Below are 26,078 nucleotides of genomic sequence, written 5' to 3'. Positions count from 1 at the left end.
AAACGAGTGTTTAAGTCCTTTCGTGGTTATACGAAGGGTGTTTCTGTTTTTGTTTCACATTGCCGTAAATCCTACAAAGAACCTTGTCTGCGGTATAGTGTTATGGTGTTTCCGTCGATGTGACGCACATTCTCGGGAGTCGCATCGGAAGGCAGTTTCGGCGCACGTGTGCCTCGCAGCACGCACTGTCGCGATGTTTCCACGCGTATCTTGTCGTAAAGCATGTTGTCGATGAACGATTGCAGGGTATTGCCTCCGCCTTCAACCAACATCGACTGCACTCCGCTGTCGTGTGCCGCTTTCATAAGGGTGTCGAGTACCTGCTTGTCGGTAAGACCGCTCTCGATGCCGCCGAACGACCCGACATTGTGCGTCAGAACCATTTTAACGGGCGAAGCCCCTACCCAGTGTCGCACCGACAGTTGCGGGTGTTCGCGCTCTTCCGTTATCCTGCCCACAACAATGGCATCGTTCTCCGAGCGCACCTTGTGCATCAACATAAGTGTTACGGGCGTTGAAATGGCAAACGGCATGCCGTCGTTGTCCATAAACCCGTTGGCAGTCTGTGCCCATTTCAGTGTTATGTATGGGCGGCGCAGACTATGGAAGGTAAAGAATCGTCTGTTAAGATGGCGGCATTCGTCCTCGAGTACGCCCACTTCGACATCTATCCCTGCATCACGCAATTGCTTTATTCCCCGTCCGCAAACCTCGGCGAAAGGGTCGATGCAGCCAACCACTACGCGTCTCACTCCCTTGTCTGCCATCAAGGCGGCACAAGGCGGAGTCTTTCCCCAATGCGAGCAAGGCTCAAGATTTACATAGACCGTGGCTTCACGCAGCAGATGCTCGTCGCCGGCGAATACGGAGACAAACGCATTTACCTCGGCATGAGCATTGCCGTACCGCTCGTGGAATCCTTCGCCGATAATTCTTCCGCGGGCAACAATCACCGCTCCGACCATAGGATTGGGTTTTGCGAAGAACTCTCCACAGCGAGCCAGTTGCAGGCATCGCCTCATATACATCTCGTCCGTCTGTATCTGATTTGTCATGTCGTCATCGTTTATTTCGTGCAAAGTTAAGAAATCTAATCGTAAAAACAGCCTCTGCCGACACACATTATTCGCATTGCAGCGGTATATGACATTCCGCCGGGTCGGGCGTTTTGGTTAAATATATTAAAAGGAACAAGCATGTATGGGATTAATTGTGTATTTTTGCCGTTGAAATGATGATTGTTATGCGTATTGCCGTCATGGCAATGGTATGGTGCACCGCGCTCAATGTCTCGGCACAGGTGACGGGCGGCGACAAGGTGAAACCCGAGGACATGGTTGTTGACATGAACGAGCCGACCATGGAGCCGCGGGTAAAAGTGACACGCGTACTCGACAAACAGGGCGACAGCATACAATGCGTACAACTGAACCGCATATATGTATATCCCGCCATTGCTTTCAAAGACGAGAAACAGCAGCAACAATACAACCAACTGGTAAAGAACGTGAAGCGAGTGCTGCCGATAGCAAAAGAAGTGAACGGCATAATAATCGAGACATACGAATATCTTCAGACACTGCCTGACAAGAAAGCGAAAGACCAACACATGAAAAAGGTGGAGGAAGCAATAAAAAGACAATACAGCCCGAGAATGAAGAAACTGACATTCTCGCAGGGAAAATTGCTCATAAAACTTATACATCGCGAGTGCAACTCGTCGTCATACCAGTTGGTACAGGCATTCCTCGGACCGGTGAAAGCCGGCTTCTATCAGGCTTTTGCATGGGCATTCGGAGCCTCGCTGACAAAGAAATACGACCCCAAAGGGAAGGACAGACTCACCGAAAGGGTGGTATTGATGGTTGAGGCGGGGCAACTTTGAATCCGCGCAAAGGGTGATTTTAAGAAGTTGTTGATTGAAGCAAACTTGCGGATTTTAAGAGAAAGAGCCAAACGACCTGATTTCGAAGTGCATAAATCGATTGGAAATTCTTTGTGTTGTCTATGTTTTTCCGTAACTTTGCAGGCAAATTCGGAAATAAAAAGATTATGAATATAGAAAACGAAATAGCAAGGGCAACGCTGAAAGTTGCCGGCGAATTGTACGGTCCGGACATCAATCCGGAGATGATTCAACTGCAAAAGACACGCGCAGATTTTGAGGGTAACCTAACGATCGTGGTGTTCCCGTTCTTGAAAATATCGAAGAAAAAACCGGAGGATACGGCAAGAGAAATAGGAGAGGCACTTGTCAAGGAAACACAGGTGGTGGCATCGTTCAACGTGGTAAAGGGATTTCTCAACCTTGTGGTGTCGCAGGCGGCATGGGTAAGTTTACTGAACGACATAAATGCAAACCCGGATTTCGGATACAAGAAAGCCACGGAAGACAGTGAGTTGGTAATGATAGAATACTCGTCGCCAAACACCAACAAACCATTACACCTCGGACATGTACGAAACAATTTACTCGGATGGTCGCTGGCACAGATAATGGAGGCAAACGGATACCGCGTGGTAAAGACAAATATCGTAAACGACCGCGGAATACATATATGCAAGTCGATGCTGGCATGGCAGAAATGGGGTAACGGAGAAACACCGCAGACAAGCGGAAAGAAAGGCGATCATCTCATAGGAGACTACTATGTTCTTTTCGACAAACACTATCGGAAGGAAACTGCCCTGCTGAAATCGCAGTATATATCGGAGGGAATGCCGGAAAAAGAAGCCGAGGAAAAGGCAAAAAACGAGGCTCCGCTGATAAAAGAAGCACACGACATGCTCGTAAAGTGGGAAAACAACGACAACGAGGTGCGCGCATTGTGGGAAAAGATGAACTCGTGGGTATATGCCGGTTTCGATGAGACATACAAGGCTATGGGCGTGAGTTTCGACAATATATACTACGAGAGCCAGACATATCTGCGAGGGAAAGCAAAAGTAGAGGAAGGCTTGGAGAAAGGACTATTCGAGCGTCACGAGGACAACTCGGTATGGGCAGATCTCACAGACGAAGGACTCGACAAGAAACTTCTCTTGCGAAGCGACGGTACCAGCGTATATATGACGCAGGACATCGGAACGGCAGAGATGCGCTTCAACGACTACCCGATAGACAAAATGATATATGTCGTCGGCAACGAGCAAAACTACCATTTCCAAGTGTTGTCCATATTGCTCGACAGACTGGGATACAAATGGGGACGGGAACTCGTGCATTTCTCATACGGAATGGTGGAACTGCCCAACGGAAAGATGAAAAGCAGGGAAGGAACCGTGGTAGATGCAGACGACTTGATAGACGTAATGACCGCCGATGCACGACGCACCGCAGACGAGGCGGGAAAAAACGATGATCTCACAGAAAACGAGAAGCAGGCAATTGCACGCATAGTGGGAATGGGAGCATTGAAATATTTCATATTGAAAGTAGATGCACGAAAGAACATGTTGTTCAATCCTGAAGAGTCAATCGATTTCAACGGCAACACCGGACCGTTCATTCAATACACACATGCACGCATAAAAAGTATCATGCGAAAGGCAGAGGCTGCCGGAATTAACGTGGAAAATCTCGCTGCGGGAGAAAAAGCAATGCTCAACGAGAAAGAAACGGAACTGGTACAGAAGATGAACAGTTTTGCCGCCGTGGTGGAACAAGCCGGAAAAGATTACAGTCCGAGTGGAATTGCAAACTACTGTTACGAACTTACCAAGGAGTTCAACCAATGGTATCACGACTACAGTGTGCTGAATGCCGACGACAAACAAACACGCAGAACACGACTCGTGCTCGCAAAGAACGTGGCGAAAATTATACGCAACGGAATGGCATTGCTCGGAATTGAGGTGCCCGAGCGCATGTAAAAACGATAAAGACATTAACATTTCAACATACATGGCAGTTTATGCCGCCGGGGATACGGAGTGTATGCAACAAAAACATTCGTACCCTTTAGCGGCATTAATGATTTAACACTGCGTAAAAGACCATATATGAAAATTCCTCGGCTTCTATACAGAGAGGCGTATTACAATGATAATAATGACTCAGGAAATATACGGGTGCAAAATATAAATCCTCCAAAGACATACTGAGGAGATGAATATAATGGCATACGGAAAGGCAATGCGAAATATGAAACTTGTTATTTCATTGTGGGAAATCTACAACATCAAGATTGATGGAATAATGTTAAATGGCAATGAGAAAGATTCTTTCAAATATTGTCAAAAATGCCAAAAGACAATGAAGTGCCAAAAAAACGCACAAAAATTTTGCGGTGGAGCAAAAAAAGCGTACCTTTGCACACGCAATTGTCCAATGGTGTAATGGTAGCACAACAGGTTTTGGTTCTGTTTGTGGTGGTTCGAATCCGCCTTGGACAACAAAAAAACCGTGCCGGAATCACTTCTCGCACGGTTTTCTATTTTTCTTTTTAACCACTTTTTTAATTTTATATTTTTATTATTTTAATAAAAACATAAGTCTGATTTGTCATTGTGTTGTACAATAAAATAATAACATCACACCAGAATCTATTTTAAAGTAACTTATTCATCATATTATAAAAAGCGTTGTACCGCGTTCATAATATTTTTATTATCATCTTACGGTCAGTATCTTAACATTCCGCATGAATATTTTTCTCCTTGCGTGGAACATGTTCACTTTTGCATCAAGTCAGCACCGACTGTCTCTTTGTTCGTCCGAACTCGACTTGTTGTGTAGAACCTTGTTCCACTTACGTTCTTCTTCATCCACCATTTCAATGAACTTCTCTATCTCGTTATTCATCTTTTCATAGGAAGAAACAGTCTTTGTCTCTGTTTTGTTGCATGTTGGCTGAGGGCTTTCTTTCATAATATTATATATATTGATTGTGTAGGTTCACTGAACTTTTGTTGATGCAAAGGTGCGAATATTATCCTGTATTCTCTGTCATGCTGCGGACAAAAAGTATAATAAACAGGACTTTTTAATCATTACATAATATAACACATTGGACAACAAAAAAGATAATCGGTTGATTTTTAACCGATTATCTTTTTTGTTATATTATATTGAAAATTGGAATGATTGTCCGAGCAAATTGTATTATTTGTAATAATTTGTCTATTCCCGACTATTCTTTTTCCTATATTCCGTCGGTGTCATTCCCGTAGATTGTTTGAACATCTTCGAGAAATATGATGGCGAATCAAATCCGCACTGCATATATATTTCCGTTATTGAGCTTTCGGCATTCTTAAGCATCTGTTTCGCAAACAATATTCGGAACTCCCGGATATAAGTTGCCGTGTCAACGTTTGTCAGCATCTTTACTTTTCGGTTCAGTTGCCGCTGACTTATGAACATTTTCTCGGCGACGAATGCCGAACATAGCCCCGTGTCCCCTATATTGGCTTGTAGAATTTGGTGCAGTTGTGACATGAACTTTTGGTCGGCGGCAGTGGTATCCACCTGTTCCACGGTATCATCGAGCAGTGCATTTGAGTATTTCTCGCGAAGCAGTTTTCTCTGCTCTATCAGTTTCTCCACCCTCATGAGCAGTTCGTCACTGCTGAAAGGCTTCGTTACATAAGCGTCGGCACCCAGTTCGAATCCCTTAATGAGATTATGATGTTCGGAATGTGCCGATACTATTACTATCGGAACATGATTGAGCAGTGCGCTCGAACGCACGTTGCGGCAAAGTTCGTATCCGTCCATTTCCGGCATCATGAGGTCTGTGATAATTATGTCCGGCACATACTCCATCGCCTTTGCCAAAGCATCTCTGCCGTTATGTGCGTACATCACGCGGTATCTGTCAATCAGCAATTCACGTGTAAACCGTGCCACTTCGGCATTGTCTTCGACAAGCAGCACCAACGGTTTGTCGTTCTCTTCCACGTTGTCATGGTGGTCTTCGATTGTTTTTGCCACCTTATTTTTCTCCTCCAGTCCCTCGGTATCTTTTCCCTGCGCGAGCATTGCCGGTATCCATCTCGGCATTTCTCGGTCGGAGTGCCGCAGCGGTATCAATAAAGTGAACAAAGTACCTTTCCCCTCTATACTCTTTACCTCAATGCTTCCGTTCATGGACAGAACCATCTGCTGTGTCATAGACAGTGCTATTCCAGTCCCGTGGGCGTTAGCCGTGTCTCGTTGATAGTGCAGCGGATCGAATATGTGTGGCAGGTCTTCGGGTGATATGCCAATTCCCGTGTCGGCGATATTTACGACAATTCTTTCATCCTCTTTCCTCATAGTTATTATTATCCTGCCCCCTCGCGGTGTGAATTTGAGTGAATTTGAAATTAGGTTGCACAAAATTTTCTTCATGAAGCCCGGAACGAAATCCATCTCAATATGCTGTTGTTTCGATTAGAACTCCAATGTCACGAGTTTTTTCTCGGCATGTGTTCGCATGTTCTCCACCACCATTTGCGTCATAGCCACAGCGTCTCCCGACCGCCACAACTTATTCTCATCGTTGTTATACACCTTTGATATGTCTATGAGTTGGTTCACCAAACACAGCATAACATCCGACTGTTCTATTATGGCATCGTATCCGCTGATTTTCTGTTTGTCGTCCTCTTCTTGTTTCATTTTGTCAGCCCGGCCTTTTATTACCGTCAGCGGTGTTCTGAACTCGTGAGTGATATTCTTGAAGAAGTTCTGCCGTATGGTATTCATGCGGTTCAATATTCGTTGCTGTTGCGAGCGCAGTCGCGATATGTAGAACAGAGCCCCGCACAAGAACAGCAACAATACCACCACCACTGCCACTCCCCACAGCACCATTCTGTGCATTTCGAGTTGAGACTCCTGTTTCTTTATTGTTTCCTGTTTCTGCGACGATTTGTACATTGCCGCATAATTCTCTTTCAATCGGTTTGTTTGTTCGTTGTATATACTGTCTTTCAATGCGTTTGCCTGCTGCATATACTTTACGGCCACCTCCGGTTTCTTCGTTTTGTACAATTCTGCAAGTTTCTCGAGGTCTTGCAGCATCAGATATTTCACCTGTTTTTTCTCCGCCATCGCAAGACTCTTTTCCAGCACTATCTCCGCATCGTTCGGTCTGCCCGTCTTCATGTACACGTTTCCCAATTGTTTGTAGTTGATACATTTAGACAAGTCCTCCGGTGTGTTTTTCATCAGCGCGTTCGATTCGATGTAGTTTCTCTCGGCCTTTCCGTATTCTCCCATGTTGCAATACACGTCTGCCATCTGCGACAGTCGTCTTGCCATATTCAGCGAGTCGCCTTTCTCACGATCCATTTTGTATGCCATTGCGGCAAATTCCAAAGCCTGTGTATGTTCTCCGAGCTGGTTATACACCTCGCATGCTATGCCGAGGTGTGCCGATTCTTTTCGGTTTGTTCCGGATATACGGTCCATTTCCAATGCCTTGTCTGTGAAAATCTTTGCATTTTCCACGTCTTGCATAGAAAGGTAAATGCAGGCCACATTATTGTTGTCAGACCCCATTGCCTCATAATCTTTCCTTATGCTGTCTATCTCCAAGGCCTTGAAACCCATTTCCAGAGCCTTTTTGGTGTCGCCCGTCCGGAAATAAGATGTACACAGATTGTTGTAGCATTCGTACAAACTTGCAGTGTCGTTTTCGGTGAGAAATACAGTGAGTGCCTTTTCTCCGATGTTTTGTGCTTCGATGAAATTTCCCGCTTCGTAAGAAGAAATCAGAGCATTTACCAGCGTGTCTGCTTTGGCTTTTCTTTTGGTTTTAGCCTTACCCTTTTTAGCATCGCCACTGCACGCGCATACAGCAAGCAAGACTGCAAAAATTATAAAAACGTAAATACGTTTCATCAAGTTAGTATTTATTTTAATTTAAGGTGATATTCTTTTAATTAAAATACGCCAATAACTTTTCTCATGGCATTCCACATGAAAAATGATTATACAAATTAAGAATTTCGGCAGTTATCTCAAATAGAGCAATTGGCACCACCACCCTCCACTGCCTCATGTATTTCTCGGCAATGTCAAGCATTCGTTGCTGGAGATTGCGCCGTGTTACCAGTCCCACGAGTCCCGCCACGGGGAAAGCGATGTATACCGGTACGAGCAGAAGTACGTTGATGTTCATCTGCACAGCTTCGACAAATCTCCCGTGTGCCACAAGCAGAAATGCCCTTGTCAGTCCGCACGAAGGGCACGGCATTCCACACAACAATTTCGTCGGACACACTGTCACGGTGTGTTGGTATCCGCGTTCCGTCCAGTTAACGGCGAGCCATATCAGCAACACTGCCCATGCAATGTTGAGTATCCACAGTTTTTTCCTTTTCTCTCCTGTCGTCATCAGAGGTACATCATCATCTTCTTGGCATTATTCTTTTTCGCGGCTCCCATTATGAGAAACCAGTCAATAATGTATCCTGCGTAAAGAATAAATCCGAAGCCTAACGTCAATACGGAAATAGTTGGCAGCACCACAATCCCCATAAGCAACTTTATCATACCGTTGGTGTAGTCTCCGATGTAGAATCTGTCTATACCGAACGTTCCGAGAAACAATGACAATATCAGCGCGACGAATGGATTTTTCAAGTTTATAGACATCAGTACGAACGACTTGCTGTCGTCCATCACCTCGAGTCTCTGTCTTATCATCGGCATGTATTCTGCCGGCAGATTGTCTTGGTTTAGCACAAGGAATGCATTAATCCTGTTTTGATCCATTTCTTTCCGGTTGTTATAGTTTTGAAAAAAGACTATGTGCAACGTGCATTCACACGTTGCATATAGTCTTTGTGATTAATTTCCCGTCTCGGATTTCTCCGATATTGTATTATCCGAGGATTTCCATCACTTTATTGTAGTTGTACTCCTTAGTCTTGTTCACGATGCTGAACCAGTCTATGATAGTCCATATACCACAACCTCCGCATGTCAACAGTTTTATGACACCCATAGTTGTGTCGCCCAACATGAAGCGGTCAACACCGTAACTTCCGAGGAGAATGGATATAACGAGCATCATCGTCTTTCCTTTCAGTTGTGTTGCGTTAAGGATGTTGGTCTTGTTCTCGTCTGCATTTGCGAGCAGTTCGCGAAGTTCGTTTAATTTTTCCTCGGGGAGGTTTTCACTGTTCAGTGCCAAAAACTGATTAATCTGATTTGCGTCCATAATTTATTATTTAAATGAGTTAGTAATATTATGTTTATTTTCTAATTTAAATCAAGATTTCAACATGTCCCTCCTTTTGTGTAGAAGTTACACCTAAAAATTTACTGCAAAGATAAACAATTTGATTTGTTCGGCAAATAAATTATGTGTTTTTTTTAAAAAAAAGTAGCAAAAAAAATAAAAAAGCCCCCCCGAGTATTGCCTTTATGGTACTATTTTTCAATGACAACAGTCTCTCCCGCCGGCATCCGGTTGCGTTATGCGATGTCGTTGTTTGTTTTCTTGTTGAGCAACCTGCATGCCTCCGATGTTCTTTTTTGCATACCATCAGGTTCTTTTCGAAATGCAGAAATCATTGTTCTCGAAATGCAATTTGGGCAATATTGCGGACCAAATTGGGCGAAATTGGAAAACAAAACAGGCGAAATTGCTTTTCAATTTCGCCTGTTTTACATTATTGTTGCAATTAATGCGGAGTTCTATTTGAGCAGTCGTCGCGAAAAATGACGCACCGGATACCACACCGCGAGGAAACTCACCACGAGCACCGTTACGAACACAAGTGCCATGTCCGACGCATGTATGCTCACCGGATAGGCATCGATAATGAACAAACCGCTGCTGCTGCCGAGTTTGACGATGCCGAACGTCTGCTGCAACAGACACAGAAACAGTCCCATTATTATTCCCGCGGCGGCACCCACGATTGCGATGAGACGTCCTTCGAACAAGAATATTCGCATAATCTGCCGGTCTGTGGCACCGAGGTTGCGCAGCGTTACCACATCGTCTTTCTTGTCGATGATGAGCATTGAAAGCGAACCGATGATGTTGAAACATGCCACGGAAAGAATGAACGTGAGGAAGATGTATGCCATGAGTTTCTCTATCGTCATTATTTTGAACGTATCTTCTTGCTGTTCATATCTGTCGAGAACCTTGTATCTGTCTCCCGCGGCGGCACGTATTTCGTCTTTCACGCGGTCTGTCGATGCTTCGTCTTTCAGTCGCAGTTCGAGGCTTGTTATCATTCCGTACCTGTCGAAAAGTTCCCTTGCGAATGATATGGGCACGATGATGTAGCTTGCGTCATACTTTGCCTGCTTTACATAGAACACCACTCCCGGCGATAGCAGCGAGTCTTCCACGAAACCCTCGGCGGGATTTGCCATGTCGAGCAATCCCTCGCGTTTCGGTGCGAACACTTTTAGAAATCCGTCCCATCGTGCAGACGTGCCGAGAGTCTCGGCCAGACGTATGCCCATTATGCCATATTGCAGATTGGCGGCTTGCAGCACGAACTCTCCTTCACCGTACAATATGTCTTTTATCCGTGTCAGTTCGACAAAACTATCCTCCACGCCTTTTATCTTTACCATTGTCTGTCGGTCGCCATACACGGCGAGGGCGTTGTCCTCCACACAGTCCATCGCCACTTCCACTTCCGGCATTTTTCGTATTTTGTCGAGCACGGGGTCGTCTGCCGGCACGCTTTTTCCCTCTTTCGGGATTACCGTCAGTTGCGGATCCATTGCGGTAAAGAGCGATTCCACGAGATCGTGAAACCCGTTAAACACGCTCAGTGTTACGACGAGTGCCATTGATGCCACGGCAATTCCTGCCATGGATATGAAACTTATCACGTTTATGGCGTTCGTACTCTTTTTGGAGAAGAGGTAACGTCGCGCTATGTATAATGGGAAATTCATTTTCCCAACAGTTCGTCTATGCGTTCGATGTAGTCGAGCGAGTCGTCTATGAAGAAGCGCAGTTCCGGTATTATGCGCAGTTGGTTGCGCACTCGCGTTCCGAGTTCGTATCTTATCGATTTCTCGTTGGCATGGATATTTTCCATCAGTTCTTCACTCTTCTCTCCGGGGAAGATGCTGAGGTATGCCGTGCAGATGCTGAGATCCGGACTTATCTTTACCTTTGTCACGCTGACCATCGTTCCGCGCATCATTCTTGTCTGACTTTGGAATATGAGGCTCAGTTCTTTCTGCAGCAGTCTTGCTATACGGTTTTGTCTTGTCTCTTGCATTTCTTTTCTTCTTGTTTTATTTTGTGCAAAGATAGTTTTTTTTGCAGATACGGCAAAATAAAACGTGAACGTTTTTCCAATACTGCCCGCCAGCGGCGTGTATTATCCCCTTGCCGCGTCTCGTGCACAAAAAGAGAGAGAGTTTTTCGAATAAAACCCTCTCTCTTTTCGTTTTTCGGAAAATTTACTTCAGTGCGTCGGCAAGTTCTGCTCCAGCCTTGAATTTTGCGATTTTCTTTGCCGGGATTTGGATTTTCTCCTTGCTCCTCGGGTTGATACCCTCGTGTGCCTCACGTACGGCAACACTGAATGTGCCGAATCCCACGAGTGCAACCTTGTCATTGTTTGCCAATGCTTCCTTGATTGTGTCAATCGTTGCGTCAAGAGCCTTCTTTGCATCAACCTGACTTAAACCGGCACCTTCGGCAATCTTCTTTACTAATTCTGTTTTGTTCATAATTTGGGTTGATTAAAATTATTAAAACGTTAGGTTATATACACTATTTCAACCGCAAATATACTTTAATACTTTTATAAAACAAACAAAAAAGTAAAAAAAGTGAAGAATTTGGTAAAAAAAGTTCTTGAAACTCCGTATTTGTGTTGTTTGAAGGATATTTTTCGTAATTTTGCCACGATTTTACGATAAAACATTCAATAGATATGCGCGGCATTCCAACGATAACAAAGAATTTGTTGATAATCAATGTACTCATGTTTCTTGCCACTTGGGTATTCCAAATGAAGGGTATCGAACTTGCAGAATATCTCGGGTTGCATTTCTTCATGGCAGATGATTTCAGAGTGTATCAACTTGTAACTTACATGTTCATGCACGGAGGTTTCCAACACATATTCTTCAATATGTTTGCACTGTGGATGTTCGGCGTGGTGGTGGAAAACACTTGGGGAGCCAAAAAGTTTCTTTTCTATTATATCGTGTGCGGCATCGGTGCCGGTCTCGTGCAGGAACTTGTGCAGTACAGTCATTTCGCAATAGAGGGATTGGCGGCATACGACAGTGTGAACACTCCGGAAGGCGTGCTCCCGATGGATCAATATCTAAACCTGTGGAACACCGTGGGTGCCTCGGGCGCGGTATATGGCATATTGCTCGCTTTCGGAATGTTGTTTCCCGAGCAGCGGATATTCATCTTTCCACTTCCCGTACCCATAAAAGCCAAGTGGTTTATTATGATATACGTTGCAATAGAACTGTTCTCGGCACTCGGCACCCGGGGCGACGGTGTGGCGCATTTCGCACATCTCGGGGGAATGTTGTTCGGCTGGATGATAATAAAATATTGGGACGGCAAAGACGGCAATTACCGCAACGACCGATGGACCGGGAGTTTCTTCGACAAGATGAAACACGACATAAACTCTCGCAGGAACAGAGACGTGCCGGAAGATAACAATACCGACCGGGAGAACAACGCGAGGAAAAAAGAGAACGACGAGGAAACAGACCGCATACTCGACAAGATAAAACGCTCGGGGTATGACAGTCTGACGACAGAGGAGAAACGCCGTCTGTTCGACAACGGTCAAAAATGATGCTTAAGAAAGTAAAAACGATACTGACAAGGATTGTAGGCGGAGCCAATATCGCAACGATACTTGCAGCGGTGTTCACGGGGTATAGCGGTTACTGGGACGCCGAGGCACATCCTTCTTTATCGTGCCTGGGGCTTGTTTTCCCCATATTCGCACTCATCAACGTGGGATTCTTGCTGTTCTGGACATTCTTCCGGTGGCGCGGCATAATAATACCACTGCTCGGTTTCGCGGTATGCTTTTTCCCCATTCGTGATTACTGCCCGGTAAACTTGCCGTCGAAACCGCCCGCAGATGCCATCCAAGTGCTTAGCATGAACGTTATGTATTTCAATTTCAAAGTGCCCAAAGACAGCGTCGATGCACTGCATACGTTGTTGCGGTACTTGAAAAGAACAAAACCCGACATTGCTTGTTTCCAAGAAATTCCGATACAAAAAAATAAGTGGGAGATGCTGAAAGAGACCGGCAGACACTTCGAAAAAATAAGCAACGACAAAGGAAAGACGCTTGTGGCGGTAAGCCGTTTTCCAATAATCGGCAAAGAACTCATACCATACGAGTCGGAGGGCAACCTCAGTGCTGCATTCCACCTGCTGATAGAAAAGGACACGGTGACATTAGTGGCAAACCACCTGCAGAGTTTCAGTCTCAGCGAGAAAGAACGATCGGAGGTGGAAAAGATAATCGGCGGAAGCGGAAATCGCAACCCGCGCAGCAAGGAAAACATACATTTGACGGAAAAACTCGTGCGCGCCACCCGTCACCGGGCATCGCAGGTAAAGGCCGTGTGTCACTACACAGACAGCATCATGGCGGGCGGCAGAAGCGTAATTCTCTGCGGCGATTTCAACGAGACACCCGTATCGTACTCGCACAGAGAGATGAAGAAACGCCTGACCGACTGCTACTCATCCACCGCAACAGGCCCGGGATTCTCTTACGAACAGAACGGGATGCACCTGCGAATAGACCACATTTTCTGCTCGTCAGACTGGACTCCGTACCGCTGCCAAGTCATTGACGGATTGCACGCTTCCGACCATTATCCACTGCGTTGCTGGCTGAAAAAGAGCACTAAGCGATAAAAAATGAATAATAATCTGCCTTAAATTTTTCCAAACGTAAAAAAATAATTATCTTTGCACCCTATTATAATCGGGAAATTATAACATTAAAAGTAAAATAAAAAAATGCAAAACAAAGGAATTGTAATTACAGTGGCCATCCTGCTGACCTTGGCAAGCATCTTCTACTTGTCTTTCTCGGCAGCAACAGGTTATTATGACCGACAGGCCGCCAAAATCTCAGACCCTATTGCGCAGCAGGAATACAAGGACTCCGTCCGCTACCTCAAGCTGCCGTTCGGTATCAATGACGGTTACACCTATCAACAATGTCTCGAGACACAGATAGGACTCGGACTCGACCTCAAAGGCGGTATGAACGTAATACTCGAAATCTCGGTACCCGACGTGGTTGACCTGCTTGCCGACCATAAGCAGGACGCAGCATACCGCAAGGCTCTCGAAGAGGCAAAGATGCAGGAAGAGACAAGTCAAAGCGATTTCATATCGCTCTTCATCACCGCCTACCAAAAGGCTGCACCGGGACACCGCCTTGCCGAAATATTCGCAACACAGCAACTCAAAGGAAAGGTTTCGACACAAAGTTCTGACAAGGAAGTGGAAACTGCACTGCGTAATGCTGTGGATGACGCGGTGAAAAACTCGTTCAACGTGGTGCGTACGCGTATCGACAAGTTCGGAGTGGTTCAACCAAACATTCAGGAATTGGAAGGACAACAAGGACGACTTATGGTGGAAATGCCGGGAGTACGCGAACCGGAACGTATTCGCAAACTGCTGCAAGGCTCGGCAAACCTTGAATTCTGGGAGACGTATAACAGCGAAGAGATAACACCGCTGCTATCACAACTCGATCGAAGAATTGCCGGCGGAGAAACGAATGCAGAGGCTGCAGACACCACAAAGAAAGATACCTTGCAGCAGAAACAAACTGCAAAGGCAGAAAAACCCGCACAAGCACAGCCAAAGTTCCAAATAAAGAAAAACGCTAACACGGCGCAACAGGTGGAAAAGAACACCACGGCAACTGCCGAACTCGAAGCCGCAAAGAAACAGAACCCACTGCTCGCAGTACTGCAAACCGCACCAAGAGGCTCGCTTGCAATCGTGGGATATGCAAACCTGCGCGACACTGCATACATAAACAAGATAATATACAGCGAAACGGCAAAACAGATATTGCCCGGTGACCTGAAACTACTGTGGGGAGCAAAAGCTGCAGACGGAACGAAGAACATCTTCGAACTATACGCGCTGAAAACTACCGGCAACAACGGACGCGCACCGCTCGAGGGTGACGTGATAACAGATGCAAAGGATGATTTCCAACCTGTTTCGGGTCGTCCGTGCGTAAGCATGCAGATGAACACCGACGGAGCACGCCGCTGGGCAGAACTTACCAAGGCAAACGTGGGCAAGGCGATAGCAATCGTACTCGACAACGCAGTTTATTCGGCACCGCGCGTGAACGACCAAATATCGGGTGGAAACTCAGAGATTACCGGCTCGTTCACCATAGAAGACACTAAAGATCTTGCCAACACGCTGAAGTCGGGACGAATGCCGGCACCGGCACGCATCGTTCAGGAAGAGGTTGTTGGCCCTACACTCGGAGCACAATCGATACAGCAGGGTCTCATGTCATTCATGGTAGCATTCGTACTGCTCATGATTTACATGGTAATGATGTATAATTTCATTCCGGGAATGCTCGCAAACTCCGCACTGCTTATCAACCTGTTCTTTACGCTTGGCGTAATGGCATCGTTCCAGTCGGCACTCTCGATGCCGGGTATTGCAGGTATTGTGCTGACGCTCGGTATGGCAGTCGATGCCAATGTGCTCATTTACGAACGCATAAAGGAGGAATTACGTAAGGGCAAGGGGATGAAAGAAGCCATACAGTTGGGATACAGCAATGCATTCTCGGCCATCTTCGACTCCAATCTCACATCTTTGATTACCGCAATTATCCTCGGTGTAATAGGCACGGGACCAATCCGTGGTTTCGCCATAACACTGGGTATCGGTATCTGCTGCTCGTTCTTTACCGCCGTGTTCCTCACACGTCTTGTATATGAGAACCGCCTGAACAGCGGACGCTGGCAGAATCTCAAATTCTTTACGGGCATCTCAAAGAATATGCTTCAGGGAACTCATTTCAAATTCATGTCAAGTTACAAGAAGTCGTTTATCATATTTGGAATAGTTGTAATGCTGTTCATCGTAAGTTTCGCAGTACGCGGACTGAGCCGTTCGATCGATTTCACCGGCGGACGAAACTATGTGGTAACACTGAACAAGCAGACACATGTGGAGGACGTACGCAAAGTACTTGACGGAGCATTCAAGAACACTGTGGGAGAAAATACCGGCAAGGTGGCAAACACAAACGTCATCGCACTCGGTACAGATGGTAAAACCATACGTGTTTCCACGAACTACAATATCGAAAGCAACTCACCCGATGAGGACGACAAAGCCGAGACAATACTCTACAACGCGCTGAAGAAAGGCGGTTTCGTTAGTCAGGCAAACGTTGAATCGTTCAAGAATCCCGACATACGCGAGGGAGGTTCGATAATAAGCAGTACCAAGGTGGGACCGAGCATTGCAAAAAACATCACATATAATGCGATATTCTCGCTGGTAATAGCACTCGTTGCCATATTCCTATATATTTTAGTACGTTTCCGCAACGTTGCATTCTCGGTTGGCTCAATCGTCGCACTAACAGTGGACACGACAATCGTAATCGGTTTCTTCTCGGCATTGTACAACATCGTTCCATTCTCATTGGAAATAGATCAGACATTCATAGGTGCAATACTAACCGTTATCGGTTACTCAATAAATGACAAGGTGGTGGTGTTCGACCGTATCCGCGAGAACCTTGGGCTACACAAGAAACGCGACACGCAGGACAATTTCAACAACTCTATCAATGAAACGTTGGCACGTACGGTAAATACATCTGCCTCGACGCTCCTCGTGTTGCTATGTATCTTCTTCCTCGGAGGCGACAGCATTCGTTCGTTCTCATTTGCAATGATACTCGGCGTTGTGTTCGGAACACTCTCATCTATATTCATCGCATCTCCGGTGGCTTACCTCGTGATGGGTCGCAAGATAAAGGGAAGCGAGATGGAAGAGAAGAAATAAACATAGCATGTAATAAATGCCGTCATAGTGCGGCAATGATATAAAGTACTGCTTGTTGCTTATGATGCAACAAGCAGTACTTTGCTTCTGTTAAAAAAACAAAAAAGGAAGAATGTGATACGTTTTATCAAAAAAAATATATAACTTTACGGTCATATTAAACAATGTATATCTAATTTAAATTTAAACCTAAACATTACTTTTATGCAAAACATCACAAAAAAAGCACTTGTTGCAACGATGCTGATTTCCTGTGGAATCGCTCACGCAGATGACACACATTTGATAGTGCAGACAAGAACTGGGAATTCTCAGTTTGAACTAAACACCTTACAGAGTATTAGTTTAAATGAAACCGGTATTGGAATAAAAGACAAAAACGGAAAGATTGATGCATTTGAATATGAAAACATAGAAAAGTTCTATTTCCAAATGCTTGTCAATATGATCGAGACAAACCCTGTAACGACATTCCATGTCAACATTGACAAGACCGGCTCCATGCTAAACATTCAAGGCGTTGACGACTTTTCAAATATAAACATTTATAATATGAATGGTCAAATAGTGAAAAAAATGTCACAATGGAAAGGTAACTCCATTGACATTTCATCTCTTACCCCCGGAGTATATATTATTCAAGTAAACAAGCAAGCCCTCAAATTTAAAAAGTAATTTATCATGAAAAAAATATTTACTTTAATTGTAGTAGCATTATTTGCCACAACAACATTTGCACAGAAAACTTTCAGGATTCGCATACACAAGAATGACAACAGTATAACCGGTTTTATGTTATCGGATGTTGACAGTTTGACATTCGCTAAAAAAGAAGTACCTCCAACACAAAGTATGGAGATAAAACTCGCTAATACAACTCCTGCGAACACACTTTATACGATTACACCTTCAAACGATGATTTCGACTATTACCAATTTATTGTAAGTGAAGAAAGTTACAACATAATCAAAGAAAAATACGGTTCATTATTTGAACATGATAAAGAATGGTGGAAAGCATTGGCAGAATATAATACCGGAATCACTTGGAAAGATGTAATGAAAACCTTAGTATCAAAAGGGGAAAAAACTTTCAATTCGTCCAATACAATATTATCTTTGAGGCCAAACTCCAAATATTGTATTTATGCTTATGGTATTGACACAGAGAATGTAGCAGTGACTTCTGATATTACCGAGTATTGGTTTACCACGCCCAATGTGGAGATATCAGATAATGTATTGGAAATTACGAACGTTACTCCCGAGAAGAAAGCGTTCATCGTAAATGTAAGCACTTCAAACGATGACCCGTATGTTGTTACTTACCAAACGGCAGAATCTTTCAACAACTTGGTGAACGAGCAAGGATCGGAAGAAGCAGCTCTGGATCAAATGATTTATATCACAACAAATTACGGAGGCTATGGGGATATGGTTCATAACGGAAGACAGGAAGTTCGTCTGGAAAATCTCGATTCCGGAACAGAATACGTTATATTTGTGTTCGGCTATAAATATGGAGCAAGAAATACCGAGTACAAAAAAATCAATGCAACCACTCTTTCGAATTAATTTCACGAATTGCATTTCTTATTCATTATACAAATGGAAATCATTACATTAAATAAAAAATACTCATGAAAAAATATAATTTATTGCTCCTTGCCATCATCATGGTAACATCGTTGGGAGCACAGACTAAAAACGATTATAACATTTTGGTTCATAAAAACGACGGACAAGTAGTGACAGTTGATGCTTCAGAAGTTGACAGTATTTCATTTTTTGAAATGCCACCAATCAACACTGGCGATGATTTCACCATCGAGGCAGACGAAATTACTTCCTCTTCAATCAAATTAACTATCACTCCAAAGGACAAAAATTCGACTTTTTATACAAGTTTGTTATACCAAGAGGCCTATGACAAAGCATGGGATAAATACGGATCTATATATGATATGGATAAAGCATGGTGGCAATTCTTGGCAGAAAACAGTCAAAAAGATTGGCTCGAAATTCTTCCCTTACAGGTAAAGAAAGGTGTATATCAATTTAACGGTAGAGAAGAATACGGATATATTTTATGGGATAATGTTTACTACGCATATTGCTACGGATTAAACGAACAAGGAGAAATGACAACACCATATTATATTAAGAAGTATAAAACTCCAATGCCCATACCGTCAAATAATGTTTTAAATGTGGAATCCATCACTCCGGATATTAATAATAAGAAAGTAAAAGTAAAAGTCACCGCAACAAACAATGATCAATATTTTATATGCGCACAGAGGAAATCATATGTGGATTTTTGGCTTAACAAACTTGGTTCTGTCGATGCAATGTTCAAGAATCTCATAAATCAGTTAGCTCCCACTCCAGACTACTTTTACAAAGGAAGTCAGGAAATAGATGTATATTGCGCCAAAGCCTATGCAGATTATGTACTTATTTTATGCGGATTCGACGGCGGTCCCACCACTGAAATTAAACTTGAACACTTCAAAAACGCTCCAAGCGATGATTAATAAAAAAGTCAATCCGTACCAATACGTTTATATATAAGATTAATTGGGTAATACCCACTTACAAATAATAACTTAACTAATCACGGCAAGTATTTCCTTGCCGTGATTAGTTTATTATTATAATCCGTCCTACACAATCCGATATGTCTGCAAAATCAGTTACTTTTGCAGACATATCGAGTATTTCAAGCAATTTCTCACCCTGAACCGATATCTCATTTGTACTTAATCGTACTGCAATATCGCCGAAATTAGCGACCAATTTCGGCTGTTTTACTCATCAATTTCGCCTAAATTGCCGAGCAGTTTATATCGAGTCACCAACATTTTCGTTAGCAACGAGTAACACAATGTATGTCAATAAAAACATATACAGAGGATACCATGCAGAATTCTTTTTACAAACCTCCGCATAAGTAATAACTTTTGCAGAGATCTTAATCCGACAACAAGAAGATGCTTACTTGCATTGCATATTACAAATAAGGCTCTCGATAATTGTAGTCATTGCCTTTGCAGCATATCCGAACGTCAAAACACACGTTGATATGCAAGCCGCTCGTCCCCGTCGAGAAGATATATTATACCGCAATAACGGAAGCCATACTTAGAGAGTACGGATTGCATGATGGTGTTCTCACGGTGTGTGTCTATTCGTATGTTGGCGGTATGCTGCGAACACCAGTCGAGAATTTCTTTCATTACGCCGTGTACGTCAGGTGCACTGGCTGCGCGGTGAATGACATGGTACGGGGTGGTATCGTCTATCCACTTACCACCGAATATCTTGCGATAGGTAATATCCGGTCCTTCAACAAAAGCAAAGGTGGCAATTGCAACGCCGTCTTCGATTACGAGATAACTATCTCCGTTTTCAATGTCGTGCATCACCACATCCTGTCGAGGGTAACCGTTGGTCCATTGTTCAACGTTTCCCATGGCACGCATCTTCTGTCTGCCGCACTCTATCAATTCCATTATTCGCGGCAGATCATTTGTTGAGGCTTTACATATATGTCTTACATGTTCCATCGCTGCAAAATTACAAATTATTGGGTACTATCCTAAAAAGTGTGTAAGTCTTTCTTCTGTATCTCTTTTTCATTTTTCTTTCCGGCAGTTTAATTGATGAGTTTCCTCCATTACCACGGCTCCTAATAGAAATACTACAACTCGTGCCAATGACATTGATGTTCTAATATTTATGATTCTTTTGTACTTCCTTGTTGAGCCTTTCTATCCAATTTGTGGCGTATATGAATCTTTTATGGAGAAGGTCATGTAAGTGAAGTATGCTATATTTCTATGCAACTTGTATTTTCTCAATGCCGAATATTTCTTTCCCGTCTTTCTGCAAAGTTAGTTAATTGCAGGTATATCCACAAGGAATCTGTCTCTTTATTTTCCATTTTGAATATTTCAGATAATTCTTGATACACTGACCTTATCCTTGTGGCCACGTTGTTCAACATTTGCAGCTTTATGTGCGTAACGCAGAATTGGTAGTAATAGTCAAAAAGGAATCTGAAATCTTTGTAACAGTTTGTATTTCATTACCTTTATAGCTTTTATTATTTTATGGCAAAAAACAATAGTGTCCTAAATAATTTTGTGAAAACGCATAGAAAGTTGCATCAAATAATTTGATTTGACGTATTTTGTTCCAACGGTAAATATCACATACCCTTTTATGTCTCAAATTCGTTCTCAGATGGTGGCGTGAACGGCTTGTTAATCCATTGGTGCAGGTCGATTTTTGTAAATGGAGTCTTGGCGAGGAAACAAGATTCGAAAAATGCCATTTGTATGCAGCCTGCCGTTTTAGCACGGCAATTCTCCGTATGTTTTTTGGGCATTGTTCGGTTGTTTCGTTTCCTTTGAGTCTCACTATCTCATCAATGAGTACTTCCGGGTTAGCGTTGTCAGGCAATTCCCGTTCTTTAATGCGCTTATAAATCAGGTTGTCCTTGACTCTGACCACAAAAAACACCTTGATGCAGTCCCAAAAATTCATAAGACGCGTGTCAAAGTAACCACGATCGCTCACGACGATGCTTCCGGGCTTTACCTCTACATGCCTTACGGCAGTATTATCTGCCACCTTTCCGTCCGTAATATGCACATATTAAGGAAACAGCGTTTTGAAATTAAGTAACGTGTGCAGTTTCACGCCCTCCCCTTTGAATGAGTGTGGTGCGCCCAATCGTACCCCTCGGCACAGAGAGTGGTAATTGTGGAATCAAGTACATAAACGGCATTCTTGAACCTGAACTTACGTCCGGAGAATTGAAACTGCCGTCCGAAATAATTCGTCAGCGCGTAATAGCAGTCTTGAAAGAACGCGCATGAGTGTTTTTCTTTCTGATAAGCGATGTTTGACTTGAAGGTAGCGCGGTGGATACCCAAATGATTCTGGCTGCCATTGGCGGAATGTAGACCGTTACTTATCTCACGCAGTGATACGCAGTCTGCGAACTGACAGAATATCATGCTCACAAGGTGACTCCATGTGTTAAAACCCTTGGCATGTTTGTCCGTTCCATGCTTTTTAATCAGATATTTGATTAAATTTTTCGGTAATTGTTGGATTACTTGAGCGAAAAATGTTATCTTTGCCATTAAGGAAGGTTTGGTTTTGAGAGAATACTAAGATAAGACTTTTTTTTCTTAGTGAAAACAACTTCTTTCACTTTTTGGGGAAATTATTTGGGACACTATTGGTATGGTACATATTATATTGTTAGATTTATTGATTATCAAGAATAAAAAAGTTTGTCATGGAGAGAAAAATTTCAGACAATGATTGTCCCGTACGAAAGTCGATGCAAATTTTCGCCGGAAAATGGACACTGCTCATCATCTTTCAAATCAACCACAGGATAATCCGTTACGGAGAACTCAAACGTGCCATTCCTGGCATCAGCGAGAAAATGCTTATCAATGAATTAAAATTCCTTTGTGGCAAGGGATTGATTAAGAAGAAACAATATCCCGAAGTCCCTCCCAGAGTGGAGTACTCATTGACACCATTAGGAGAAAAAGTGTTGCCGATTATTGATGAAATAGCCAAGTTTGGTATGGAGAATCTTTGATTCTGTTCTTTCACCGTTTTGATTAAATGTTAAATCCTCTGTAAAAAGGCGTGATTTTTCATGTCTTTCTTGCATGTTACCGACAAGTAACATACCTTTGCTGTTACTTATCGGTAACATATTATTCAAAAGTGAATGAAAGACAGAGAACTTACAGAAAAGAGGATACTTGAAGCCGTCGGGAGGATTATCGAAAACGATGGTTTCGAGAAAACAGGCGTGAATGAATAACTCAAGGGGGGCAAAAATGCTCATATACAGATATTTCGGAGTTATGGCCAAGTGTAAAGATGACAAAAGCAACAATATGAACACTCAGAAAGAAATATCATATTCATAGTAACGATGAGTAACGTATCAGCACAAAATGCAGATTATCTATTTATGATTGAAAATGCAATAAAAGCCCCATCCGGGCATAACACCCAACCGTGGTTATTTAAGATATATGATTCGGAGATAGACATTTATCCCGATTCCACAAAATCGCTGCCGGTCGTTGACCCTGACAATCGGGAATTGTTTGTCAGTCTTGGTTGTGCAACCGAAAATCTCTGTATCGCCGCAAGTCATAAAGGATATAGGGCTGATGTGACAATCACAGATAATGGAGTTATAAAAATCATGCTTTCGCAAGACAGCCTGAACATGGCATCATCCTTATATCCCCAAATCCCCATAAGGCAAACAAATCGAAGCGTCTATAATGGCAAAATCGTACCTGATGACAGTATAGCCTTATTAAAGAGTGTCGGTACAGAAACTTGTATAGGAGTGCACTTCGTCAAGAACGGTACACCTGAATATCAGGCTGTCTCCGAAATGGTTTATAGGGGTAACAGCATACAAATGAACGATAAGAAATTCAAGGAGGAATTACGGCAATGGATGCGCTACAACAAAAAGCATCAGAATGAAACGAAAGACGGTTTGAGCTATGCCGTATTCGGAGCCCCTAACATTCCTCGTTTTATTGCCAAGCCGATTATTGCAGGAGCAATCAACGGGAATTCCCAAAACAAAAATGACAAGAAAAGGATAGAATCTTCTTCTCATTTTATTCTATTTACCACTTCAAAGAATACGGTTGAGCAGTGGATAAACTTGGGCAGGACATTGGAGCGTGTTTTGTTGAAGACTACAGAAATGGGAATTTCGCATGCCTACCTGAATCAACCTAATGAAGTGAGCGAATTGTCTTTGGAAATGGCAAAGAAACTGGGTATTTCGAATGAATATCCTACCGTCCTCATACGTGTCGGTTATGGGGAAAAGATGCCATATTCATTGAGGAGAAATATAGAATCCTGTATCCTGCCTGTTGGGACAGAATCGAACAAATAAAAAAGCAGACCAGACAAAGGGTTTGCCTTCTGTCCTTGCCAAGCGGACTGTATATCCCCAATATCTTTCACTTTCGGCAAAGAAGCATGGCACATTGGACGAAAAATGGAAAGTCATGTAAATGATAAAATAGAAACAGACATATCATGATACCTCAACGATATATCCTCGAATGGAAATCCGTAGCCTCAAAGCCCCAAAAAGCACGAAGCCGGACAATGGCGAAAGCGAGGAAAATCCGTAAACTCATTTTCATTGCAGAGCGACCGCCTTTGTCGCCAACCGCCCTGCTGAAATAAAAATATTTTTAATATGTCAATTACCAATAAGATTAAAGTATATGTGTCAGCCTGAATCAAGAGATATCGAAAAAGAGAAAAGAAGACTTGCTTTTGAAAAAGCTCACGAGATTAGGAAGTTTGAAATTGAACTTTATTGGAAACGAACTACTTATTTTTGGGCATTTATAGCCTTTTCCTTTGGAGCGTATATTGCAGTTGTATCTTCCGAAAGCAAAGAGTTTACCAATAGAGAAAACTACGCTTTCGTTATAACATGTATTGGCTTTATCTTTTCTCTCAGTTGGTATCTCGTAAATAGGACCAGCAAGCATTGGCAAACCAATTGGGAGGTGATTATAGATTCTTTAGAAGATGAATTCACAGGAGATTTGATGAAAAGACATATAGAGAATAATAACAAATGGTATGAATTGACATTATCGTATAGATTTTCTGTTTCAAGGATCAACCAGATTGTAAGCCTCTTTATTACCATTGTATGGGTTATCTTGATGTGTTTTTCTGGTTATCAAATTCTCAGTATTTCCACATTCTCTTTATCAGGAAACTGGATGTTTCCTATATTCTTTATTGTCACAATCGCTTTTTTTGTTATTCTCGTAAAATGGGGAAAGTCTGAAAAGCCAAAAGAAAAGGTTACTATTAATAGAATATCGGATAAAGAAGATTGTCGAATAAATCCATGAAATAACTCAAAGAAATGTCCCATTTGCCAATACATAGAAGTTCACAGCTCTCAGATTTCGGGGTATATCTGAAGACGGTCGTCTCCCAAACATCGGCATCTTTGGAAAGATACGCCTTTTCTCATACCGATGATTATTATTTCTTCGGGTTAATAGAGGATGGGCGATGTCGCCTGAATATTGATTTCGAGGAGTACGCTTTCGGGAAAGGAAGTCTGGCTATTGTCCGTCCTGGACAGGTGCATCGCATCATTGATGCTTCCAACCTTTCTGCAAAATTCTTGATTATCGACTCGGTATTGGTGGATAAGGAAGAAAAACGAACGCTTGAGAGGTACGGTTGTCCCCAAATACAATTATCAGATGTATCAGAACTAAAACAATTACTGTCGCTTCTCGACCGCAAATTGGGTTGCATGGAAAATCCATCTGCCAAAGCAATCGTTCAGCGACTGACCACCGTCATTGTGGGATTGGTCGTGGAGAATGTTGCGAATGCAACGATAGTTCAATTCGAATTGCAGGGGACAGTGACCAGACACAAGGAAATTGTATGGGAATTTCGAGAATTACTGGAAAGCAATATTCGAACTAATCGTTCTCCGTCATTCTATGCCGGATGTTTGAATATCACTGTTGCCTATCTGAATGAAGCGGTAAATGCCGTTCTGGGTACAAGCGTGAGTCGTCATATCCAAGACGAGATTGTTTTACAGGCAAAGCGGCAGTTGGTCTATACTACAGACACTGTCAAAGAAATTGCGCATAGTTTGGGCTTTGGCGATTACTCCTACTTCACACGACTGTTTACCAAAGTCGCAGGCGTCTCTCCCGCGCTTTTCAGGAAAACTTACCACGAATAGTGCTATTATTACCGTTGTCCGTCTATTGTGACAACCTGTATCCCACCGTACCTTTGCAGCGAACTTTATTTACTTAAAAAGATACGGATTACAAGGATGAACAACGCTGTGAATATTTTGCAAGAAGGAAGTATGATGAAAGCCCTGACAAAGTTGGGGATACCTATTGTCATCGCAATGCTGATTATGGCAATATACAATGTGGTAGATACTTTTTGGGTTGCACGTCTTGGAACTCTTCCTGTCGCCGC

25 protein-coding genes, 1 tRNA gene and 3 pseudogenes are annotated in these 26,078 nt (G+C 43.1%); 17 read left to right on the top strand and 12 right to left on the bottom strand.

Annotation, left to right across the window (positions count from 1 at the left end; translation table 11 throughout):
- Window positions 1-71 precede the first annotated feature (71 nt).
- Window positions 72-1,055, bottom strand: coding sequence for a bifunctional diaminohydroxyphosphoribosylaminopyrimidine deaminase/5-amino-6-(5-phosphoribosylamino)uracil reductase RibD (gene ribD, locus EII32_RS09345; RefSeq protein WP_125235156.1), 984 nt, complete (start codon window positions 1,053-1,055; stop codon window positions 72-74).
- Between the two features lie 179 nt (window positions 1,056-1,234).
- Here ribD and EII32_RS09340 point away from each other — a divergent pair, with 179 nt between their 5' ends.
- From EII32_RS09340 to EII32_RS09330, 3 genes are all read left to right on the top strand, one after another.
- The gene (locus EII32_RS09340; protein WP_410524579.1) at window positions 1,235-1,885 is read left to right on the top strand and encodes a DUF4294 domain-containing protein; all 651 of its coding nucleotides are present in this window, start codon (window positions 1,235-1,237) and stop codon (window positions 1,883-1,885) included.
- Between the two features lie 167 nt (window positions 1,886-2,052).
- The gene (gene argS / locus EII32_RS09335; protein ID WP_125235155.1) at window positions 2,053-3,873 is read left to right on the top strand and encodes an arginine--tRNA ligase; all 1,821 of its coding nucleotides are present in this window, start codon (window positions 2,053-2,055) and stop codon (window positions 3,871-3,873) included.
- A gap of 451 nt (window positions 3,874-4,324) precedes the next feature.
- Window positions 4,325-4,395: transfer RNA gene (locus EII32_RS09330), tRNA-Gln, on the top strand.
- A gap of 295 nt (window positions 4,396-4,690) precedes the next feature.
- On the opposite strand, the gene EII32_RS09325 is transcribed toward EII32_RS09330, so the two are convergent.
- The 6 genes from EII32_RS09325 to EII32_RS09300 all read right to left on the bottom strand — a co-directional run bounded on the left by EII32_RS09325 (window position 4,691) and on the right by EII32_RS09300 (window position 9,155).
- Window positions 4,691-4,870 carry a hypothetical protein gene (locus EII32_RS09325; RefSeq protein ID WP_125235154.1) on the bottom strand — a complete coding sequence of 60 codons (180 nt, stop codon included), beginning with the start codon at window positions 4,868-4,870 and terminating at the stop codon, window positions 4,691-4,693.
- Between the two features lie 252 nt (window positions 4,871-5,122).
- Window positions 5,123-6,334: a response regulator gene (locus tag EII32_RS09320; RefSeq protein WP_158611170.1), complete on the bottom strand. Its 1,212-nt coding sequence runs from the start codon at window positions 6,332-6,334 to the stop codon at window positions 5,123-5,125.
- A 42-nt stretch (window positions 6,335-6,376) separates the two neighbouring features.
- Entirely contained in the window at window positions 6,377-7,831 is a 1,455-nt protein-coding gene (locus EII32_RS09315; protein ID WP_125235152.1) for a tetratricopeptide repeat protein, read from the bottom strand.
- A 64-nt stretch (window positions 7,832-7,895) separates the two neighbouring features.
- Entirely contained in the window at window positions 7,896-8,327 is a 432-nt protein-coding gene (locus tag EII32_RS09310) for a DUF2752 domain-containing protein (RefSeq protein ID WP_125235151.1), read from the bottom strand.
- On the bottom strand, window positions 8,327-8,707 hold the full coding sequence (locus EII32_RS09305; RefSeq protein ID WP_125235150.1) for a TM2 domain-containing protein: 381 nt from the start codon (window positions 8,705-8,707) through the stop codon (window positions 8,327-8,329). The genes EII32_RS09310 and EII32_RS09305 overlap by 1 nt, the downstream gene beginning before the upstream one ends.
- Before the next feature lie 109 nt (window positions 8,708-8,816).
- Window positions 8,817-9,155, bottom strand: a complete 339-nt coding sequence (locus tag EII32_RS09300) for a TM2 domain-containing protein (protein ID WP_125235149.1) — start codon at window positions 9,153-9,155, stop codon at window positions 8,817-8,819.
- A 222-nt stretch (window positions 9,156-9,377) separates the two neighbouring features.
- Between EII32_RS09300 and EII32_RS09295 the strand changes: the two genes are divergently transcribed.
- Window positions 9,378-9,662: a hypothetical protein gene (locus tag EII32_RS09295; protein WP_125235148.1), complete on the top strand. Its 285-nt coding sequence runs from the start codon at window positions 9,378-9,380 to the stop codon at window positions 9,660-9,662.
- Here the strand turns inward: EII32_RS09295 and EII32_RS09290 are convergent.
- From EII32_RS09290 to EII32_RS09280, 3 genes are all read right to left on the bottom strand, one after another.
- Window positions 9,635-10,864, bottom strand: a complete 1,230-nt coding sequence (locus EII32_RS09290) for an ABC transporter permease (RefSeq protein WP_125235147.1) — start codon at window positions 10,862-10,864, stop codon at window positions 9,635-9,637. The two genes, EII32_RS09295 and EII32_RS09290, sit on opposite strands and share 28 nt — an antisense overlap.
- Window positions 10,861-11,196, bottom strand: coding sequence for a 30S ribosome-binding factor RbfA (gene rbfA, locus EII32_RS09285; protein ID WP_125235146.1), 336 nt, complete (start codon window positions 11,194-11,196; stop codon window positions 10,861-10,863). Before rbfA ends, EII32_RS09290 begins: the two co-directional genes overlap by 4 nt.
- A 184-nt stretch (window positions 11,197-11,380) precedes the next feature.
- Entirely contained in the window at window positions 11,381-11,653 is a 273-nt protein-coding gene (locus EII32_RS09280; protein WP_125235145.1) for an HU family DNA-binding protein, read from the bottom strand.
- Between the two features lie 206 nt (window positions 11,654-11,859).
- On the opposite strand from EII32_RS09280, the gene EII32_RS09275 reads away from it, so the two are divergent.
- From EII32_RS09275 to EII32_RS09250, 6 genes are all read left to right on the top strand, one after another.
- Entirely contained in the window at window positions 11,860-12,753 is an 894-nt protein-coding gene (locus EII32_RS09275) for a rhomboid family intramembrane serine protease (RefSeq protein WP_125235144.1), read from the top strand.
- Window positions 12,753-13,841 (top strand): endonuclease/exonuclease/phosphatase family protein, encoded by a 1,089-nt coding sequence (locus EII32_RS09270; protein WP_158611169.1) that lies wholly within the window; start codon window positions 12,753-12,755, stop codon window positions 13,839-13,841. Before EII32_RS09275 ends, EII32_RS09270 begins: the two co-directional genes overlap by 1 nt.
- A gap of 105 nt (window positions 13,842-13,946) precedes the next feature.
- Window positions 13,947-17,003 (top strand): protein translocase subunit SecDF, encoded by a 3,057-nt coding sequence (secDF, locus tag EII32_RS09265; protein ID WP_125235142.1) that lies wholly within the window; start codon window positions 13,947-13,949, stop codon window positions 17,001-17,003.
- 204 nt (window positions 17,004-17,207) lie between these two features.
- The gene (locus tag EII32_RS09260) at window positions 17,208-17,678 is read left to right on the top strand and encodes a T9SS type A sorting domain-containing protein (RefSeq protein WP_125235141.1); all 471 of its coding nucleotides are present in this window, start codon (window positions 17,208-17,210) and stop codon (window positions 17,676-17,678) included.
- 6 nt (window positions 17,679-17,684) lie between these two features.
- Window positions 17,685-18,578: a hypothetical protein gene (locus EII32_RS09255; protein ID WP_125235140.1), complete on the top strand. Its 894-nt coding sequence runs from the start codon at window positions 17,685-17,687 to the stop codon at window positions 18,576-18,578.
- A 65-nt stretch (window positions 18,579-18,643) separates the two neighbouring features.
- Window positions 18,644-19,540 (top strand): hypothetical protein, encoded by an 897-nt coding sequence (locus tag EII32_RS09250; RefSeq protein WP_125235139.1) that lies wholly within the window; start codon window positions 18,644-18,646, stop codon window positions 19,538-19,540.
- Window positions 19,541-20,071: 531 nt separating this feature from the next.
- Here EII32_RS09250 and EII32_RS09245 read toward each other — a convergent pair.
- Together EII32_RS09245 and EII32_RS09235 are read right to left on the bottom strand one after the other, a co-directional pair.
- The gene (locus tag EII32_RS09245) at window positions 20,072-20,518 is read right to left on the bottom strand and encodes an N-acetyltransferase (protein ID WP_233582362.1); all 447 of its coding nucleotides are present in this window, start codon (window positions 20,516-20,518) and stop codon (window positions 20,072-20,074) included.
- A 710-nt stretch (window positions 20,519-21,228) separates the two neighbouring features.
- Window positions 21,229-22,159, bottom strand: a pseudogene (locus tag EII32_RS09235) (IS4 family transposase).
- Between the two features lie 158 nt (window positions 22,160-22,317).
- On the opposite strand from EII32_RS09235, the gene EII32_RS09230 reads away from it, so the two are divergent.
- From EII32_RS09230 to EII32_RS09205, 7 genes and pseudogenes are all read left to right on the top strand, one after another.
- Window positions 22,318-22,632, top strand: coding sequence for a winged helix-turn-helix transcriptional regulator (locus EII32_RS09230; protein WP_125235137.1), 315 nt, complete (start codon window positions 22,318-22,320; stop codon window positions 22,630-22,632).
- Between the two features lie 135 nt (window positions 22,633-22,767).
- Window positions 22,768-22,903, top strand: a pseudogene (locus EII32_RS09225) (TetR/AcrR family transcriptional regulator); the annotation flags it as partial.
- Window positions 22,904-22,977: 74 nt separating this feature from the next.
- A complete protein-coding gene (locus EII32_RS09220) occupies window positions 22,978-23,976 on the top strand; it encodes an Acg family FMN-binding oxidoreductase (protein ID WP_125235136.1) in 999 nt (332 codons plus the stop codon).
- A 146-nt stretch (window positions 23,977-24,122) separates the two neighbouring features.
- A complete protein-coding gene (locus EII32_RS12165) occupies window positions 24,123-24,275 on the top strand; it encodes a hypothetical protein (protein ID WP_158611168.1) in 153 nt (50 codons plus the stop codon).
- Window positions 24,276-24,316: 41 nt separating this feature from the next.
- Complete coding sequence (locus tag EII32_RS09215) at window positions 24,317-24,964, top strand: hypothetical protein (protein ID WP_125235135.1); 648 nt, start codon at window positions 24,317-24,319, stop codon at window positions 24,962-24,964.
- Between the two features lie 14 nt (window positions 24,965-24,978).
- The gene (locus EII32_RS09210) at window positions 24,979-25,827 is read left to right on the top strand and encodes an AraC family transcriptional regulator (RefSeq protein WP_125235134.1); all 849 of its coding nucleotides are present in this window, start codon (window positions 24,979-24,981) and stop codon (window positions 25,825-25,827) included.
- Window positions 25,828-25,923: 96 nt separating this feature from the next.
- Window positions 25,924-26,078 (top strand): annotated as a pseudogene (locus EII32_RS09205) (MATE family efflux transporter); the annotation flags it as partial.

Origin of the sequence: Prevotella sp. OH937_COT-195, from assembly GCF_003932845.1 — a bacterium.
In the GTDB taxonomy this organism is placed as follows: domain Bacteria; phylum Bacteroidota; class Bacteroidia; order Bacteroidales; family Bacteroidaceae; genus Prevotella.
The sequence above is the reverse complement of the archived record's forward strand: the minus strand, read 5'-3'. Positions and strand labels throughout refer to the sequence as shown.

What these genes read in the sequence shown, in the direction of transcription:
- EII32_RS12165 (WP_158611168.1), top strand. Translation starts at nt 24,123, where the DNA reads ATGATACCTCAACGATATATCCTCGAATGGAAATCCGTAGCCTCAAAG.
- EII32_RS09295 (WP_125235148.1), top strand. Translation starts at nt 9,378, where the DNA reads ATGACAACAGTCTCTCCCGCCGGCATCCGGTTGCGTTATGCGATGTCG.
- EII32_RS09310 (WP_125235151.1), bottom strand. Translation starts at nt 8,327, where the DNA reads ATGACGACAGGAGAGAAAAGGAAAAAACTGTGGATACTCAACATTGCA.
- EII32_RS09220 (WP_125235136.1), top strand. Translation starts at nt 22,978, where the DNA reads ATGAGTAACGTATCAGCACAAAATGCAGATTATCTATTTATGATTGAA.
- EII32_RS09280 (WP_125235145.1), bottom strand. Translation starts at nt 11,653, where the DNA reads ATGAACAAAACAGAATTAGTAAAGAAGATTGCCGAAGGTGCCGGTTTA.
- rbfA (WP_125235146.1), bottom strand. Translation starts at nt 11,196, where the DNA reads ATGCAAGAGACAAGACAAAACCGTATAGCAAGACTGCTGCAGAAAGAA.
- secDF (WP_125235142.1), top strand. Translation starts at nt 13,947, where the DNA reads ATGCAAAACAAAGGAATTGTAATTACAGTGGCCATCCTGCTGACCTTG.
- EII32_RS09305 (WP_125235150.1), bottom strand. Translation starts at nt 8,707, where the DNA reads ATGGATCAAAACAGGATTAATGCATTCCTTGTGCTAAACCAAGACAAT.
- EII32_RS09325 (WP_125235154.1), bottom strand. Translation starts at nt 4,870, where the DNA reads ATGAAAGAAAGCCCTCAGCCAACATGCAACAAAACAGAGACAAAGACT.
- EII32_RS09260 (WP_125235141.1), top strand. Translation starts at nt 17,208, where the DNA reads ATGCAAAACATCACAAAAAAAGCACTTGTTGCAACGATGCTGATTTCC.
- EII32_RS09250 (WP_125235139.1), top strand. Translation starts at nt 18,644, where the DNA reads ATGAAAAAATATAATTTATTGCTCCTTGCCATCATCATGGTAACATCG.
- EII32_RS09255 (WP_125235140.1), top strand. Translation starts at nt 17,685, where the DNA reads ATGAAAAAAATATTTACTTTAATTGTAGTAGCATTATTTGCCACAACA.
- EII32_RS09275 (WP_125235144.1), top strand. Translation starts at nt 11,860, where the DNA reads ATGCGCGGCATTCCAACGATAACAAAGAATTTGTTGATAATCAATGTA.
- EII32_RS09315 (WP_125235152.1), bottom strand. Translation starts at nt 7,831, where the DNA reads ATGAAACGTATTTACGTTTTTATAATTTTTGCAGTCTTGCTTGCTGTA.
- EII32_RS09300 (WP_125235149.1), bottom strand. Translation starts at nt 9,155, where the DNA reads ATGGACGCAAATCAGATTAATCAGTTTTTGGCACTGAACAGTGAAAAC.
- EII32_RS09245 (WP_233582362.1), bottom strand. Translation starts at nt 20,518, where the DNA reads ATGGAATTGATAGAGTGCGGCAGACAGAAGATGCGTGCCATGGGAAAC.
- EII32_RS09340 (WP_410524579.1), top strand. Translation starts at nt 1,235, where the DNA reads ATGATTGTTATGCGTATTGCCGTCATGGCAATGGTATGGTGCACCGCG.
- ribD (WP_125235156.1), bottom strand. Translation starts at nt 1,055, where the DNA reads ATGACAAATCAGATACAGACGGACGAGATGTATATGAGGCGATGCCTG.
- EII32_RS09230 (WP_125235137.1), top strand. Translation starts at nt 22,318, where the DNA reads ATGGAGAGAAAAATTTCAGACAATGATTGTCCCGTACGAAAGTCGATG.
- EII32_RS09210 (WP_125235134.1), top strand. Translation starts at nt 24,979, where the DNA reads ATGTCCCATTTGCCAATACATAGAAGTTCACAGCTCTCAGATTTCGGG.
- EII32_RS09270 (WP_158611169.1), top strand. Translation starts at nt 12,753, where the DNA reads ATGCTTAAGAAAGTAAAAACGATACTGACAAGGATTGTAGGCGGAGCC.
- EII32_RS09290 (WP_125235147.1), bottom strand. Translation starts at nt 10,864, where the DNA reads ATGAATTTCCCATTATACATAGCGCGACGTTACCTCTTCTCCAAAAAG.
- argS (WP_125235155.1), top strand. Translation starts at nt 2,053, where the DNA reads ATGAATATAGAAAACGAAATAGCAAGGGCAACGCTGAAAGTTGCCGGC.
- EII32_RS09320 (WP_158611170.1), bottom strand. Translation starts at nt 6,334, where the DNA reads ATGAAGAAAATTTTGTGCAACCTAATTTCAAATTCACTCAAATTCACA.
- EII32_RS09215 (WP_125235135.1), top strand. Translation starts at nt 24,317, where the DNA reads ATGTGTCAGCCTGAATCAAGAGATATCGAAAAAGAGAAAAGAAGACTT.